Here is a 15,345-nt window from a genome sequence, read left to right as displayed (position 1 = left end):
GGATTTACCCTTGGGTAAGTCCTTTTTTTTGGCTCTGTTTTTACTGATTTAAGACTAAAAGTAGTTAAAGAAAAGCGCGCAATATCTGGTTAAGATAACGCTGTCCTAATGGGGTTGGCTGTATCTTATCGTCAGTATCCTCTAGCAAACCGCTACTCACTAAACCTTTTATTTCACCAGCGATAGCATCGATACTCAATCCGGTTCGAGCCTCAAACAAATAAGTGCTTACGCCGCTATGCAAGCGTAGCGCATTGAGCATAAACTCGCTAACCAGCTCATCTTGATCAATGGCCTGCCATATCGTTTTTGGGGCGACTTGGTACCTTGTATAGTCTTTTGGCGCTCGGGTCTTGCTAAAACGGTAAATACCTGTCTTTGTAACCTGCTCATTATGCGACGACGCATCCGCCAAACCTGAGATTTTGGGTTCTATGACGTCAATTTTATGACCCTGTTTTTTGCTAATGGTCACTTTGCCATGAGCGCCTGCACCTATCGCCAAGTAATCGCCAAACTGCCAGTAGTTCACGTTATGACGACAAGGCGAATCTGATGCGCCTGCCCAAGCGGATACTTCGTAATTGTGATAACCCAGCTGCTCTAATAATGTCTGACCCGCCTGCTCAATATCCGCTAGATTATCCTCATCAGGCAATATAGGCTGGCTGCGATAAAACACGGTGTTCGGCTCTATGGTCAACTGATACCATGAGATATGCGTCGCGCCAGCGTTGTGCGCAGTTTGAATATCATATAGCGCCTCGGTGAGCGTTTGCTGCGGTAGACCATGCATCAAGTCCACATTGACGCGATTAAAGCCAGCCGCGCGCGCCGCTTTTATCGCAGATATAGCTTGGACAGGATCATGAATACGACCGAGCGCTTGAAGCTTATCGTCAGCGAAGCTTTGCACGCCGATAGACAAGCGATTGATACCGACTTTTAGATACTCAGCAAAGGGCGCATGCTCAAGCGTACCAGGATTGGCCTCCATAGTAATCTCAATATCAGGCATAAATTCAAAGCAGTCGCGCAGTCCATCAAATAAGCGTTGATACTGGTCTATTGGCAATAGTGAAGGCGTTCCGCCGCCAATAAATATCGAGCTAATCTGCCGCCCTTGCGTCAATGTCATTTGCGTGCGCGCATCTGTTAACAGTGCATCGACGTAGTCGTCATACATAGACAGCTGATGATCTATAGGTAGCTCATGCGAGTTGAAGTCGCAATACGGACATTTTTTGACACACCATGGAATATGTATATATAGCGCTAATGGGATCTGTGTAACCTGTAAGTCCATAGAGGCTACTCTGTCGTTACTGTCATCATAATCAACTATGTTGGTATCATTGATGGTTTTAAGTTTGGGCATAAGGTTTACTTACTATTGGCGTAGCGATTATCATACAAAATCCTGCTAGGATAACGGTTAAAGGTTTTAATTAAAAGTACACTGGTAATAAGAGACGTATAAACCCTGATAGCGTTACTGTATATAGTGAATTCACAATAAAGCTGATGTATTTTACACGATGTACTGCTGGTATTCATTTTGCGCAGTCTCTATCTGTGCAGGCACGCCAGAGAAAGGAATACGAGCAGTACTGATTTAAAGTGGGCTAAAAAATGTATTATAAAGGATAAACAATGGCATATTGGCTAATGAAATCTAATCCAAAGTTTTTTGGTATTGATGATATCAAGCGCTTAGGAGTCGATAGCTGGGATGGCGTACGCAATTATCGTGCGCGTAACTTCATGCGTGATGATATGCAGGTGGGTGACCAGGTCATTTTTTATCATTCAAGCGCCAACCCATCGGGAGCGGCAGGTATTATGACGATTACTCAAGCAGGCTACCCTGATCCTACGCAGTTTCATCCTGAGCATCGCCACTATGATCCACTAGCAACTGAGGATATGCCGCGCTGGTATATGGTTGATGTGAGCTTTGAGCTGGCATTTACCGATGTCGTGCCGCTGTCCGCACTCAAGTTTATACCTGCGCTTGAGGACTCCCTATTGCTCAAAAAAGGCTGTCAGCAGCTTACGGTCATCCCGCTTGAGCCAAAACACTGGCAAGCGATTATCGATATGGCTGAGAGTTTAGATCTTGTGCCTTAGCCTTGAGTGCTCATCATACCGACAAAGCGACGGTTAACGCATTGACATCTAGGCCTTGCTTGATTACCATCATCACAACTTTTGACCTGTTGATTCAACCTTTGGATTGACAGGTTATTTTTGTTTTAGCAGATCTAATTTATAGATGACAAACGCTTTTCACAATAGGTGTTCATTTGGCTTTATTCATTATTTACTGTTTCGTTGAATCAAAGATATATTCGATAAAAGTACCAATCAAAATATAATCACTTAATAAGTTGTTCGTTATGGTGTTGCCCTTATCCTTTACCGATTTTAAGAGCTATAGTCTGCGCTTAGGCGTTTTAGCCTTGCCTATTTTGATCACGCAGTTTTGTCAGGCAGCGCTTGGGGTCGTGGATGCTATTATGGCAGGACGCGTCTCAGCACTTGATCTGGCGGCAGTTGCTGTTGGCTCTGGGATTTGGTTACCGCTATTTTTGCTCGCGACGGGCATTTTGATTGCGACCACGCCTTTGGTCGGTGAGGCCATAGGGCAAAAAAACCACGAGCGCATACCGCATATTACTCAGCAGTCCTTGTGGGCGGCAGCGGTGATTGGCATCATCGGTTTTGTTATTGTCAACTTGGCGCCCAATGTGCTCAGCCTTATGGGCGTACCTGAAAATATTCAGCCGATAGCGGCGCAATATCTGTACGGTGTCTCCTTTGGGTTTCCAGCTCTAGCAGTCTACGCGGTGCTACGCAGTTATTGCGAAGCGCTTGGTCGCCCCGAACCTGTCACTGTCATTAGCATCATTGGACTCTTAGCGGATATACCGCTCAATTATATCTTTATTCATGGCCTATTTGGTATGCCAGAGCTTGGCGGTGCAGGCTGCGGGGTGGCAACCGCTATTGTGCTTTGGATCAATGTCTTACTACTCGCCGCTTACACCGCTTTTACTAAGCGTCAGCAATTTGCAAATACCAGATTTTATCGACATTTTTCCCGCCCTGATCGCGTCCAAATCGCCAAATTGCTTGCACTAGGCATCCCTATTGGCGTCTCGATTTTCTTTGAAGCCAGTCTGTTTAGCTTAGGTGCTTTAGTTATCAGTCCGCTAGGAGAGCTGGCAACGGCGTCACACCAAGTAGCACTGGCAGTCACCTCACAGTTATTTATGATCCCCATATCGGTCGCGATGGCGCTGACCATTATGATATCCAACCGCTTTGGCGAGCAAAACTTACTGGCGCTGCGGCAAGTGCAAGCCACAGGGCTTATCTGGACAGTACTCATTGCGATCATCTGCATGCTTGGTGTTTGGCTATTTCGCCCACAACTGGCGATGGCCTTTACTGACAACCCTGAGGTGCAAGCACAGGCTATGCATCTATTGATATTTGCACTCGCTTATCAGCTGTTTGACGGCTGGCAGGTCAATGTCGCGGGTATTTTGCGCGGTCTACAAGATACCAAAGTACCGATGTGGGTCACGATGTTTTGTTATTGGGTCGTTGCGCTACCGATGGGTATCTATCTTGTGCGCTATACCGATGTAGGCGCGCAGGGGTTTTGGATGGCGCTGATTACAGGACTGTTTTTGGCAGCGATTTTGTTAACTTTAAGACTTATGTATCAACAAAAACGCTTAACTCAAGCATGGGGCTAGCCAAGATTTGATGATAAGTAAGCTATACACTCTGGCAGTACTTTATCTAGTATGATAATTGAGATGTAATAAAAATTTTAACGATAATAATATAAAAAAATTGAGTTAACAGTTGTACATTGATTGCTCATTGAGCTGAATATAGGTATGATTGTCATCAAGACAAACTATATTTTGTTACACTAATTGTTTCTTGCATTCTAATAAAAGGTATCAATAAAATTATGGATATTGAAAAGATACGTACTCTAATCGCCCTCATGGAAGAAAACGAGCTGGTCAATCTAGAAATCAGCTCTGACGATGAGCATATCAGCCTAACCCGTCACTACGATGCGCCCGTTCAACAAATGATGTCAGCACCTGCTGCTGGTGCGCCTATTGCCGCTGCGCCCAAATCTGACGTCAAAGCTGGTAGCGTTGAGACCTCTCCTATGGTCGGCGTCTTTTATTCGTCACCAAGTCCAAATGATCCGCCATATGCTAAAGTCGGTCAAAAGGTACAGGCGGGTGATACGCTCGGTATCATAGAAGCCATGAAAATCATGAATCCACTTGAGGCCACTCAAAGCGGCGTCATAGATGAGATCTTGGTCGCAAACTCTGATGTGGTACAGTTTGGTCAGCCTGTTATTCGCTACAAGGCTTAACGGTTCTTGCCCTACTTTACTCAGTTGCCTGCGGTGATACAAATAGCTAGAGCACCCTAGCACATCACTCAGCTAGCACGGCTAAAACAAGGATGATTCTATGATAAAAAAGTTACTGATTGCCAACCGAGGTGAGATCGCCCTGCGTATTGTAAGGGCGTGCAAAGCGTTGGGGATAGAGACCGTAGGCGTCTACTCTACTGCTGACAAAAACCTAATGCACCTGCGTTTCGTCGATGAAGCTATCTGTATTGGTAAGCCCAATGCCAGTGAGAGCTATCTCAATATTAGCACCATATTGACGGCAGCTGAGATATCGGGCGCTGACGCTATTCACCCAGGCTATGGATTTTTGGCTGAGAATGCTGAATTTGCTGAACGTATCGAAGAGGCCGGTCTAACCTTTGTAGGACCAAACGCGGATCATATTCGCCTGATGGGTAACAAAGTCTCTGCTATTAATGCCATGAAAAAAGCAGGCGTGCCGACGGTTCCTGGTTCTGTTGGCGCAGTCACTATGCACAACGCTGAAGAGCAAGCGGGCAATATCGGCTTTCCTCTGATTATAAAGGCGGCCTCTGGTGGCGGTGGCCGTGGTATGCGCGTCGTTGAGCGTTTTGATGAGCTGGTCGGACAAGTACAAGCGGCCAAGCAAGAAGCTGAGCTGTGGTTCGGTGATGATACGGTTTATATGGAGCGCTATCTACAAAACCCGCGCCACGTCGAGGTGCAAGTCTTGGGCGATGGTAACGGTAATGCCATTCACTTATATGATCGTGATTGCTCGCTACAGCGTCGCCACCAAAAAGTATTAGAAGAAGCCCCTGCCCCTGATATTCCAGATGATGTCCGTGAACCTATCCTACGTGCTTGTGTCAAAGCCTGCGAGCTGGTCAAATATCGCGGCGCGGGAACCTTTGAGTTTTTATTTGAAAACAATGAATTCTTCTTTATTGAGATGAATACTCGCGTGCAAGTTGAGCATCCGGTTACTGAGATGATTACCGGTATCGATGTGGTGGTCGAGCAGCTCAAAATCGCCGCAGGGTATGGTCTCTCTTACCGTCAAAGCGAGATTGAGATACAAGGCCATGCTATCGAGTGCCGTATCAATGCCGAGGATCCTGCGACCTTTATGCCCTCACCGGGCACAGTCACCCAGTTATTTGCCCCAAGCGGCGCAGGCGTGCGCTTTGACTCACACCTATATCCTAGCTACGAGATACCCAGCTACTATGACTCGCTCATTGGCAAACTGATCTGTCACGGTCAAACGCGCCAGCAAGCCATATCAAAGACGTTGCACGCGCTTGATGAGCTGGTCATTGAAGGTATCAAGACCAATATCCCGCTACATCGCGATGTCATCTTGGCGGATGAGGAGTTTAGTGAACAGGCACAAAACATTCATTATCTCGAAAAGGTACTACTGCAACCTAAAAAAGAGAAACCAGAAGTCGATTATAGTGCTTAATTTAGGAACTCTTAGCACAATTAAAAAGCCGCTCTTTATATAAAGGGCGGCTTTTTAATTGTGCAAGGTCATAGTTAAAAACTACGGCATGACTCTACGAAAGGTCATAAAGCACTCAAGCCCTTCAGGATCCGCGCACCACTGCATCTGATTGTCCTTATGATCCAAAAACGCAATCAGCGTCTCATCACTTTGATCAATCTGATTGCCTGAGCAGTCCACTTCATTATTATCATAAATGGTCTTGATTGCGATAATAGGCAAACCTTCATCGAGATGACTCACTAGGTAGCGACTGTACGTCCACTCTTTGCCACTTACCGCCCACATCTCGTTATCGGCACCGAAGTTGTATATCTCACGGCACTGATCGTTTGAGGACACTTGAGCGCTACTATTCAAACCTGTAGTAGCGGGTATTTGAGTATTGCTTGGCGTCATAGTGATGATGCGGCGCTCGCTTTGGTCTAGTACGCCATCAGTAGTCTCTGAGGCACTCTCAGCTAGCATTAGACTATCGAGTATAGATTGATTGCTCATAGCACCGCTATTGTTTAGCTCAATCTCCCACTGCCCAGCGATAGCAGGACTGATATGAGTCGTAATGTTAGAGGCGCTTGTACTCTCGTTACCTGCGGGCAAAGACGCCAAAATAGAAGCCAAAGAAATAGACGCAAATGAGAAGATAGGTTCCATAATTAACCTTAATTATTATTCAAATTAAACTACTCATTAGCGTAAGTCTTAGCCGACTAAAACACAAGTAACAATATGCTATGGGTTACTGCGTTTAACGCTCATCAGCTGATGGGCAAGCGATATCTGAGCATAAGACTAGTTAGACTACACTGGCATGGTTCAACACGTACGTTAGTAAGAGCTTGCGACACCTAACACTGTAAATTAATATAAAACATCAAATACGGCTTGCAACTGACTAACCCACACTACAAAAAAGCCCTCTACTCCAAGCGTTTTCACACTTAAAATAGAAGGCTCATTTAATAATGACGCTACTACACTACGCCGCAGTAGTATTAGGCGCTTGTGCTAGAGCAGATAACGCGCCTTTAAGCATCGCAGAGACAGTACTGCTACAGGTTCCGATACCTGAGTACACCGTACCATCGACATTGAGCTGAATGTAGGCGGCAGCATTAGCATTGGTCTTGTTATCCGTACTGGTATCGTCATCATAACCGTCGGCATTGCCATCAACATTATTGTGCTGCGGATTGATCGCGTGCTCAGCGTAATTGATGATATGGAGCGATTTGCCAGTATGCTGCGCAAGTCCATCAATAAAGGAAGATAACGGACCATTGCCAGTACCATCTATAGTGATGGTATCGCCATTCATATTGACTTGACCGCTAAAGAAGACCTCGCCGCCTTTATTATTGACACTATAATCGAGCAGTTCAAAATCACCTTGCTGTAAATACGTGCTCTCAAAGGTCTGTAAGATCTCATCGTTCTGTAATTCGCGCGCTACTTTTTCAGCCTGTTTTTGTACTATGCCGCTAAAGTCAATCTGCATCCAGCGCGGCAAGTTAAAGCCGTAATTGCGCTGCAAGATGTAAGCGACGCCGCCTTTGCCTGATTGACTGTTGATACGCACGACATCTTGATAGCTACGACCGATGTGCGCAGGGTCAATAGGCAAGTACGCCACGTCCCAAACGTTCTCGGTTTCATCGACATGCTGCTCGTTATAATCGAGCGACTTTTTGATAGCGTCCTGATGCGAGCCGCTAAAGGCGGTAAATACCAGCTCACCGACATAGGGGTGGCGCGGATGCACAGGCAAGTTATTGCACTCGCTCACCACCTGCACGATCTCACTCATGTTGCTAAAATCAAGCTTGGGATCTATGCCTTGGCTAAACATATTCATCGCTGTGACCATGATGTCCATATTGCCCGTACGCTCACCATTACCGAGTAATGTGCCCTCGATACGGTCAGCGCCTGCGAGTATGCCAAGTTCCGCGGCGGCTACCGCGCAGCCACGGTCATTATGCGTGTGCAGGCTAATAATGACGTGCTCGCGTTTGGCAAGGTTACGACAGAAGTACTCAACTTGGTCGGCAAAGATATTGGGCATAGAGGCCTCAACCGTTGCAGGTAGATTAAAGATGACCTCTTGCCCGTTCTCAGGCTGCCAGATATCACATACCGCGTCACAGACTTCTACCGCGTATTCGGTTTCGGTCTGACTAAAGCTCTCTGGTGAATACTGAAAGACCCATTCGGTTTCAGGATACTTAGCAGCATAATCAACCAATAACTTAGCGCCCTCGATAGCGATCTCTTTAATCTGCGCTTTATCTTTACCGTATACTTTTTCGCGCTGAATACGACTGGTAGAGTTATAGACGTGGACAATAGCGCGCTTTGCGCCTTTTAACGACTCAAAGGTACGGGCGATCAAATGCTCGCGAGCCTGTACCAATACTTGCAAGGTCACATCATCAGGGACATGGTTTTCTTCAATGAGCTTGCGCGCAAAGTCAAACTCTACTTGCGCCGCTGACGGAAAGCCAATTTCAATATCTTTAAAACCAACATCGACCAACGTCTTAAAAAAGCGCATTTTTTGTTCAATAGTCATCGGATCGATTAGCGCCTGATTGCCATCACGCAGATCAACGCTTGCCCACATCGGTGCTTTTTTGATCGTTTTGCTCGGCCACGTGCGATCTGGCAGATGTGGTGCAAACTCAAAAGCGCGATATTTGCGATAGTCAAAAGCAGGATTTTTTGGAGTGATGACAGGTTCAGACATGAGTGTTCCTTATGAATTGAAATGTTGTGAATTTAAGAATATCTACTGAATGCTGATGGGATGACCCTATAATAGCAAATTAGTACGATCAAAAAACGGCTTTATCAAAAGATATTACCTGCCATAATAGTGATTATTGATAGTATTAAGGCTTTAAATAGCGAAAATCTCTAAACAACAGGGCAAATTATAATGGATAACAATATCAATTCTACTATTACTATCGATAAAATAGACAAGCAGCTACTACGTCTATTACAGACCGATGCTCGCATGAGTATCACTGAGCTTGCCGAACAGGTCAATCTATCTGCAACTCCTTGTGCGCGGCGTATCAAGCGCTTAGAAGAATCAGGCATTATCACAGGCTATCATACGCAAACTGACGCGCAAAAACTTGGCTACCCGCTAGCAGTATTTATTGCTATTAGTATGGATCGTCATACTGCTGAGCGCTTTGAGCAGTTTGAGCGCAAGGTGCAGAGTTTTGATGAGGTGGTGAGCTGTAGTATCGTTACCGGCCGCACTGAAGATTATCTAATCAAGGTGCGCGTACGCGATATGGCGCATTATGAGGAGTTTTTGCTGCATCGTCTTAACCGTATCGAGGGCGTAGCGCAAGTGCACACGAGCTTTGAGCTACGAGAAGTATTCAATCGTAACATGGTGTAGTAGTCATCTTATAACGATTTTAGACTGATTTTTGCGGCAACTGACGAAACCATAGTAACAGTCCTAAGCCCATTAATAACCCGATACCCGCTGCGAGCAGTCCAGCATCGAAGTTATCATTATCGCCTGCGAGTGCCACGGTTACGAGCGGCCCTATAAACTGTCCTAGCGCATAGGCTAAAGTAGCCAGTCCAATGAGCAGGTTTGAATAAACAGGGTTCATATTTTTGATAATATTTAAGGTCATCGAGACCATACCTGCAAAGGTCATCCCGACGATGATGGCGTTGGCATAGAGTCCAAGTGCACCTGCAAACCATAGGGGGCTGAACATGCCTAGTGCCTGCAGCAAAGTTAAGCCAATTAAAGTATTAATCTCGCCAATACGTTTGGCAAGGATACCCCAAACAGGATTGAATATGATGATGCTTACGCCGACTACCAGCCAAATCTGCAAGCCAGCGTAAGTGTCTGCTAATTGATTGGTCGCCATAACAGGCAAAAAGGTCGTAGAGGTAATATAGCCAAAGCCTGCGAGCACGTAACTGGCTGATAACAAAGATATGGCTTTGCCATTACCACTGATCGCTTCATACAAGGAGCGTTTGAAGTTAATGTAGGTTTGATGAATAGAGCGTGGCTGTGGGTTTGCATCAGCAGCGTTATCAGGTCGAATACCCAGTAATAACCATAACAGCGGCAAACTGCTCAGCCCTGCGATCAACCAAATCACATCGAAATGATAATCTAAAGATAACAACCACCATGTCAAAATCGCGGATGCGCTAATACCGACGCCGATACCTGCGTAATGCAGGGTTGAGAGTAGTGCTCGGCGCTCAAGGCTAAAGCTTTGAATAACGAGGGTTGAGCTCAGAATCATCGCAATACCGCTTGCGATACCTGCCAATAAGCGCACTAGGTACCAGAGCATGATAGGCAGCGAGGGTATTGCCAGCATCATGGTAGTGGTTACGCTCATTGCTGTCCATAGCATGAGCGTCTGCCACGTTGTGCGCTGCGGGACGAACATCGCAATCAAAGCACCAATAAAGTAGCCAATATAATTAACCGATGCCAGCCAACCTGCAACCGTCGTCGAGAGTGTCAATTGGGTCATAATATCAGGCAAGGTAGCAGTAAATAAAAACCGGCCATATCCCATAACGACCGCGAGACAATATAGACCTATGAGCGCTATGATAGTCTCGTTGGTGATAGTAGGCACCATACGCATACGGCTTTGAGAGGTCGTCTTCATGACAGTGCCCACTTGTGGCAATAAGCTCACAATCCTTTGTAAGGGGTAACGATTAAACAGGCTGCGCAATCATCGCCACGCGCTGATCGCTAAACATATCCATATCTGGCGCTAAGGTGCGCATAAAACGATCAAAATATAACAGCTGCTTGGTAAGCAAAGCAAAATCACGCGGAAAATGAATACCATGACGCTTGCCGACGGCGACGATCTCTAACATCATCTTATTGAGCTCATCGGCCTGCTCTTTGCTATTAAACGGCACGCCACTGGTAAAGGCTTTGTCCTCAGCCATAATCGTGCGCATCATCTTCTCTAAATCCTGACCGAGCGCTGCCACATCGACCTGTGAGCGACCATGCGTCATCTCCATATCGATCATATTATGCGCCATAGCCTGATAGTCATTGTCTTGCAAGGCTTGCATCATGCCCATACAGGCGCGCCAGCTTTCAGCCTTGAGCTTGCCGACGATACCAAAGTCTAAAAAGCCGATACGCCCGTCAGTGAGTAGCATTAGATTGCCCGCATGTAAGTCAGCGTGAAAGCTATTGCATAGCATAAGGCTTGCAAACCAAGTATTCAATGTATCTGCCATCACCTGCGCAGGATCATCACAGTACTGACGCATAACAGATTCGTTGATCATAGAGACGCCATTGAGTCGGCTCATGGTCAACACGCGCTTGGTAGTCAGCTCATCATAGACGGTCGGCGCGATGACTTTTGTATTGCCCGATACCGCTAGGAACTGCTGAAAATCACGGATATTTTGCGCCTCAGCGATAAAGTCGGTCTCAGCGAGCATACGCAAGCGAATCTCGTCGATAATAGGTGCGATACTGGCAAACCTCATCGAGGGCATCAGTAGTTCAATGATTTTGGTTACCCCATGCAAGACCCCAAGATCAGTCTGCATAATAGTTTCGACATCAGGCTTTTGCACCTTTAGCACCACTTCATCACCATTATGCAATCGCGCAGCATGTACTTGCGCAATAGAGGCTGACGCTAACGGCTCTGTTTCGATATGAGCAAATAGATCGCTCAAGCTTTGACCGTTAATCGCCAGCTCATCGCTCAATACTTGCTCGATATACTGGTATGAGAGCGGCGTCGTTTGATCTAGGCAATCTTGAAAAGCCTCAACGTATTCACGCGGGAATAGCGACGGCGTACTAGCGACGAACTGCCCGATCTTGATATAAGTGGTACCTAATTGCTCAAAGGTTTCTTTGAGCATCTGCGCGTCAGGCTTCTCCCCTTTAGCAACGCGAAAAGCAGATAGACCTGCGACACTTGCTGTTTGACGTACACGGTTAGCGACATTGAGAGTATGTTTTAATAAATGCGGACGATGTATTTTCATAAAAGACAACTATTATTAATGAGCAAAGCTTACTAGCCTGCAATAAAAAATCAGTAAGTGATGATATGGTTAAATAGATACTGCCAAATTTAGGATATATAGTGAGCATTGAGGTAAAGCGTATCTTGGACAGAAAACACTTGAAGCTACAGGTGTTCTGAGCTACAGGTACCCAAAGCTACAGAGGAAGCGACTTTCTCATATTAAAGCTAGGCCGTCAGTAAGTTTTTAGTTAATAGCACTTACGTCACTAATTAGGCGCTAGCGACATTTGACCTAGAGTGACGCGCTCATTGCCGCCGTAATCTTGAATGGTTTGTACGGCTTCAAAACCCTTTTGCAAGAATATATCTCGTACCACAGACCCTTGATCATAACCATGTTCAACAGCCAACAGACCACCTGCTTTTAGATACTTAGGTGCACCCTTTACAATCTGCGTGATATCAGCCAGTCCAGAATCGGGCGCAGTTAATGCACTGATAGGCTCAGCGCTTAAAGAGGTTAAGTGCTCGTCTTGTTCATCGATATACGGCGGGTTTGAGACAATAACATCAAACGACAGCGCGTCATCACTAGATAGCGCCTCATACCAGCTACTTTGTATAAACCTAACCTCAGGGACTTGATTATGAATAGCGTTCTGCTCAGCTACTGCTAATGCCTGTTTAGACACATCAAGGGCGACCACTTGCCACCCTTCACTGTTGTTTTTTGGCTGTAACTCGTGCGCCAGACTAATCGCAATACAGCCAGAGCCTGTACCTAAATCTAGCAGACGCTTGGGGTGTGACAGGCATTTGGGCAAAGATTTACCCGACGTTATACTAGCGGTCTGCGCTTGTATCCACTTTAGCACCTGCTCAACCAAAACCTCAGTATCAGGCCTTGGTATGAGGGTATGTTTATTGACTTTAAAGTCCAGTGACCAAAACTCTTGATGACCTGTCAAATACGCAAGCGGTATACCTTGGCGCATCTGAGTCACGCCAGCATCAAACTGCGCACGCTCACTATCTGTCAGCTCGTAGTTATCATCGGTGAACAAAAATGATCTTGGCTGATTAAGCACATGCAAAAGCCAATCGGTTATCCAAAAGGGGGGCATCGATCTATCGACAGTGTCATCGCTTGGAGTAATTTTGATATCTAAATCACTTTTTAGCGCGCCATATGCTAGCTGCTGACTTCGCTGCTTGATTTGCCCTACCGTCATTTTTTGTACTTTGGACACTACAGATCCTTATCCTTTATAAAACTTCATCACTAGTTTATTCTGTTGCACGCGGTGGCTCATTGGTATCCGTTAGCGTAGGGTTAGCCTTTGCCAATGACGGTTTGCCGCCTTCAGAGTCATCGCTATAGATATCATCGTTGTCACCAATAACAATATGCTTATCAACCAAGTAAATAAGTAGCAGAATAGGAATACCAATAGCAAAGGTAAACATAAAGAAGAAAGGATAGCCCATAGAATCGACGATACCGCCAGAGTAACCACCTAACACTTTGGGCAATAAAGTCATGAGTGATGAGAATATAGCATACTGTACGGCAGTGAATTTAATAGACGTGAGCGCTGATAAAAAGGCGATAAATACCGCACTAGCAAACCCTGCGGCTAGATTGTCTAATATTACCGCAAAATACATGTACTCGAGGCTTCCTGGATGATAAGTGAGCAGCACAAACAGTAAATTGGTAATACTGGCCAGTATCGCCCCTAACATCATCACATGCATCATGCGCATTTTTTGCGCTAGTATTCCGCCCAAAAACCCACCAGCAAGCGCCATAAGCACTCCAACGAGTTTGACTGCGTTGGCAATCTCAACTTTGGTAAAGCCCATGTCTTGATAAAAGACGTTGGAGATGACTCCTGCCACGATATCAGAGATACGGTAAAGACCGATAAGGGCAAGTAGTAATATGGCCTGTTTGCCGTAGCGCTTAAAGAAATCGGCAATAGGATTGACCCACATTTTTGTTGCGATCTCTTTTTTGGCAAGGCCTACTTTAATCAAAGCATAGCCAACTACCGCTGCTACCGCTAAGCTGCCAAGTAAGGTTACGGTTTCGATAACGAAGCTTAGTAGCACGCTCTCAGTCTCTGCAAATAGGTTGCCGATAACCACAAATGCCCCGACAAAACCTACAACGGTAATGACAAAAAGTAGAACGATACGCAAATAGTCACTGCCATTTTCAACAAGCAATGAGACCTTGTTCGCAATCTTGGGTTGATTAAACACAAAGAAAATAAGCAGTAGCGGCGCGCAGGCGACCAAAGCTAAGAAGTAAAGATTGACCGCAGGCAAGATCGCTGAGGGTATTAAAGTGATATCAGCGTTCAAAAAATTATTATAGATAATTTTGATTAAACTAAGCAGACCGTATATCGACCCTGGTATGATCAACAAAGCGGCATAGATAAAAAAGAGCTTAAGGTTTAGTTTTTGTTTATTGGTCTGCAAAATTTCAGCGATGGGCTCATAGCCTGCAAAGGTCGTCAAAATACCAATAGACATGACCGCTGCCATCACATAGTAGGTATTACGCCAAGCCTCATAACTATAAAACGCCTCTGTTGAGCCAAAGTAGTCTGCTAAATAGAGCGCGCCTGCCCCTGCTACGATCATACCGATGCGATAGCCTGCCACATACATCGCCGCAAGCGTAGGTTGCAATTCTGGCGGCGCAAGCTCGATACGGTAGGCATCAATGACAATATCTTGCGTAGCTGATGAAAACCCTAATAATACCGCTGCCGCTGCCATAAACCAAAGTGCTTCATCACTAATAGGGTTAAAGCTTGCCATCAAGAGTATTGCTATGACAATTAAGAGCTGTGAGACCACAATCCAAGCCCTACGCCTACCCAGCCATTTGGTCAATAGTGGTATGGGCAGCGCATCAATCAGCGGCGCCCAAATGAACTTGAACGAATAACCCAGCGCCGCCCAACTAAACATAGTTACCACGCCGCGCTCGATACCTGCCTCGCGTAGCCATAATGAGAGACTTGAGAAGATCAGCAAGATAGGAATACCTGCCGAAAACCCCAAAAATAATATGATAATAGCGCGAGGGTCAAGATAGGCTTTGGTAGCGTCACCCCATGATTTTTTGGCGACTAAGTTATTGGGCGGCGTAGCTCGGACAGCGGACATAGTGACTCACTAAACTTAAGACGATAATAACAACTGCGCACAATTTTTATCAATCGGCATTTTTAAGATCGATAAAAATTGTTAACCGTTGTACCAAGTTGCCAGACTTATGGCAAAATTGAATTATGGTACTTGAGAACCTAGGCATTGACTAGACTTTGTACAGATATTTTTTACTAAACTAATGGTATAGA

At 45.7% G+C, this 15,345-nt stretch carries 12 protein-coding genes; 5 read left to right on the top strand and 7 right to left on the bottom strand.

Annotated elements, in window-relative coordinates; genetic code table 11:
* Positions 1-64: 64 nt before the first annotated feature.
* Entirely contained in the window at positions 65-1,306 is a 1,242-nt protein-coding gene (gene hemW / locus ACTXGE_RS04845; RefSeq protein WP_443542345.1) for a radical SAM family heme chaperone HemW, read from the bottom strand.
* A 347-nt stretch (positions 1,307-1,653) separates the two neighbouring features.
* Between hemW and ACTXGE_RS04840 the strand changes: the two genes are divergently transcribed.
* The 4 genes from ACTXGE_RS04840 (at position 1,654) to accC (ending at position 5,891) form a co-directional block, all read left to right on the top strand.
* Positions 1,654-2,130, top strand: a complete 477-nt coding sequence (locus ACTXGE_RS04840) for an EVE domain-containing protein (RefSeq protein ID WP_443542197.1) — start codon at positions 1,654-1,656, stop codon at positions 2,128-2,130.
* 269 nt (positions 2,131-2,399) lie between these two features.
* A complete protein-coding gene (locus ACTXGE_RS04835; RefSeq protein ID WP_443542196.1) occupies positions 2,400-3,767 on the top strand; it encodes an MATE family efflux transporter in 1,368 nt (455 codons plus the stop codon).
* 224 nt (positions 3,768-3,991) lie between these two features.
* On the top strand, positions 3,992-4,417 hold the full coding sequence (accB, locus tag ACTXGE_RS04830) for an acetyl-CoA carboxylase biotin carboxyl carrier protein (RefSeq protein WP_317198907.1): 426 nt from the start codon (positions 3,992-3,994) through the stop codon (positions 4,415-4,417).
* 100 nt (positions 4,418-4,517) lie between these two features.
* Positions 4,518-5,891, top strand: a complete 1,374-nt coding sequence (accC, locus tag ACTXGE_RS04825) for an acetyl-CoA carboxylase biotin carboxylase subunit (RefSeq protein ID WP_317198908.1) — start codon at positions 4,518-4,520, stop codon at positions 5,889-5,891.
* 81 nt (positions 5,892-5,972) lie between these two features.
* On the opposite strand, the gene ACTXGE_RS04820 is transcribed toward accC, so the two are convergent.
* Together ACTXGE_RS04820 and leuA are read right to left on the bottom strand one after the other, a co-directional pair.
* Positions 5,973-6,587, bottom strand: coding sequence for a hypothetical protein (locus ACTXGE_RS04820; protein ID WP_435949003.1), 615 nt, complete (start codon positions 6,585-6,587; stop codon positions 5,973-5,975).
* A 325-nt stretch (positions 6,588-6,912) separates the two neighbouring features.
* A complete protein-coding gene (gene leuA, locus ACTXGE_RS04815) occupies positions 6,913-8,679 on the bottom strand; it encodes a 2-isopropylmalate synthase (protein WP_443542193.1) in 1,767 nt (588 codons plus the stop codon).
* A gap of 192 nt (positions 8,680-8,871) precedes the next feature.
* Between leuA and ACTXGE_RS04810 the strand changes: the two genes are divergently transcribed.
* On the top strand, positions 8,872-9,351 hold the full coding sequence (locus tag ACTXGE_RS04810) for an Lrp/AsnC family transcriptional regulator (RefSeq protein ID WP_317198912.1): 480 nt from the start codon (positions 8,872-8,874) through the stop codon (positions 9,349-9,351).
* Between the two features lie 19 nt (positions 9,352-9,370).
* Here ACTXGE_RS04810 and ACTXGE_RS04805 read toward each other — a convergent pair whose 3' ends face one another.
* The 4 genes from ACTXGE_RS04805 to ACTXGE_RS04790 form a co-directional block, all read right to left on the bottom strand.
* Positions 9,371-10,612 carry a YbfB/YjiJ family MFS transporter gene (locus ACTXGE_RS04805; RefSeq protein WP_443542192.1) on the bottom strand — a complete coding sequence of 414 codons (1,242 nt, stop codon included), beginning with the start codon at positions 10,610-10,612 and terminating at the stop codon, positions 9,371-9,373.
* Positions 10,613-10,664: 52 nt separating this feature from the next.
* Complete coding sequence (locus tag ACTXGE_RS04800) at positions 10,665-11,981, bottom strand: ABC1 kinase family protein (protein WP_443542190.1); 1,317 nt, start codon at positions 11,979-11,981, stop codon at positions 10,665-10,667.
* A 250-nt stretch (positions 11,982-12,231) separates the two neighbouring features.
* The gene (gene prmC, locus ACTXGE_RS04795; protein ID WP_443542188.1) at positions 12,232-13,215 is read right to left on the bottom strand and encodes a peptide chain release factor N(5)-glutamine methyltransferase; all 984 of its coding nucleotides are present in this window, start codon (positions 13,213-13,215) and stop codon (positions 12,232-12,234) included.
* 37 nt (positions 13,216-13,252) lie between these two features.
* Positions 13,253-15,151, bottom strand: a complete 1,899-nt coding sequence (locus ACTXGE_RS04790; RefSeq protein WP_443542186.1) for an AmpG family muropeptide MFS transporter — start codon at positions 15,149-15,151, stop codon at positions 13,253-13,255.
* Positions 15,152-15,345 lie beyond the last annotated feature (194 nt).

The organism is Psychrobacter sp. T6-4, assembly GCF_052258425.1.
GTDB lineage: Bacteria > Pseudomonadota > Gammaproteobacteria > Pseudomonadales > Moraxellaceae > Psychrobacter.
Note: the sequence above shows the minus strand (reverse complement) of the source record. Positions and strands in the feature narration are given on the sequence as shown.

Bases quoted from the DNA above. Each gene is read 5' to 3' on its own strand.
- hemW (WP_443542345.1), bottom strand. From the start codon at position 1,306: ATGGACTTACAGGTTACACAGATCCCATTAGCGCTATATATACATATT.
- ACTXGE_RS04840 (WP_443542197.1), top strand. From the start codon at position 1,654: ATGGCATATTGGCTAATGAAATCTAATCCAAAGTTTTTTGGTATTGAT.
- ACTXGE_RS04835 (WP_443542196.1), top strand. From the start codon at position 2,400: ATGGTGTTGCCCTTATCCTTTACCGATTTTAAGAGCTATAGTCTGCGC.
- accB (WP_317198907.1), top strand. From the start codon at position 3,992: ATGGATATTGAAAAGATACGTACTCTAATCGCCCTCATGGAAGAAAAC.
- accC (WP_317198908.1), top strand. From the start codon at position 4,518: ATGATAAAAAAGTTACTGATTGCCAACCGAGGTGAGATCGCCCTGCGT.
- ACTXGE_RS04820 (WP_435949003.1), bottom strand. From the start codon at position 6,587: ATGGAACCTATCTTCTCATTTGCGTCTATTTCTTTGGCTTCTATTTTG.
- leuA (WP_443542193.1), bottom strand. From the start codon at position 8,679: ATGTCTGAACCTGTCATCACTCCAAAAAATCCTGCTTTTGACTATCGC.
- ACTXGE_RS04810 (WP_317198912.1), top strand. From the start codon at position 8,872: ATGGATAACAATATCAATTCTACTATTACTATCGATAAAATAGACAAG.
- ACTXGE_RS04805 (WP_443542192.1), bottom strand. From the start codon at position 10,612: ATGAAGACGACCTCTCAAAGCCGTATGCGTATGGTGCCTACTATCACC.
- ACTXGE_RS04800 (WP_443542190.1), bottom strand. From the start codon at position 11,981: ATGAAAATACATCGTCCGCATTTATTAAAACATACTCTCAATGTCGCT.
- ACTXGE_RS04790 (WP_443542186.1), bottom strand. From the start codon at position 15,151: ATGTCCGCTGTCCGAGCTACGCCGCCCAATAACTTAGTCGCCAAAAAA.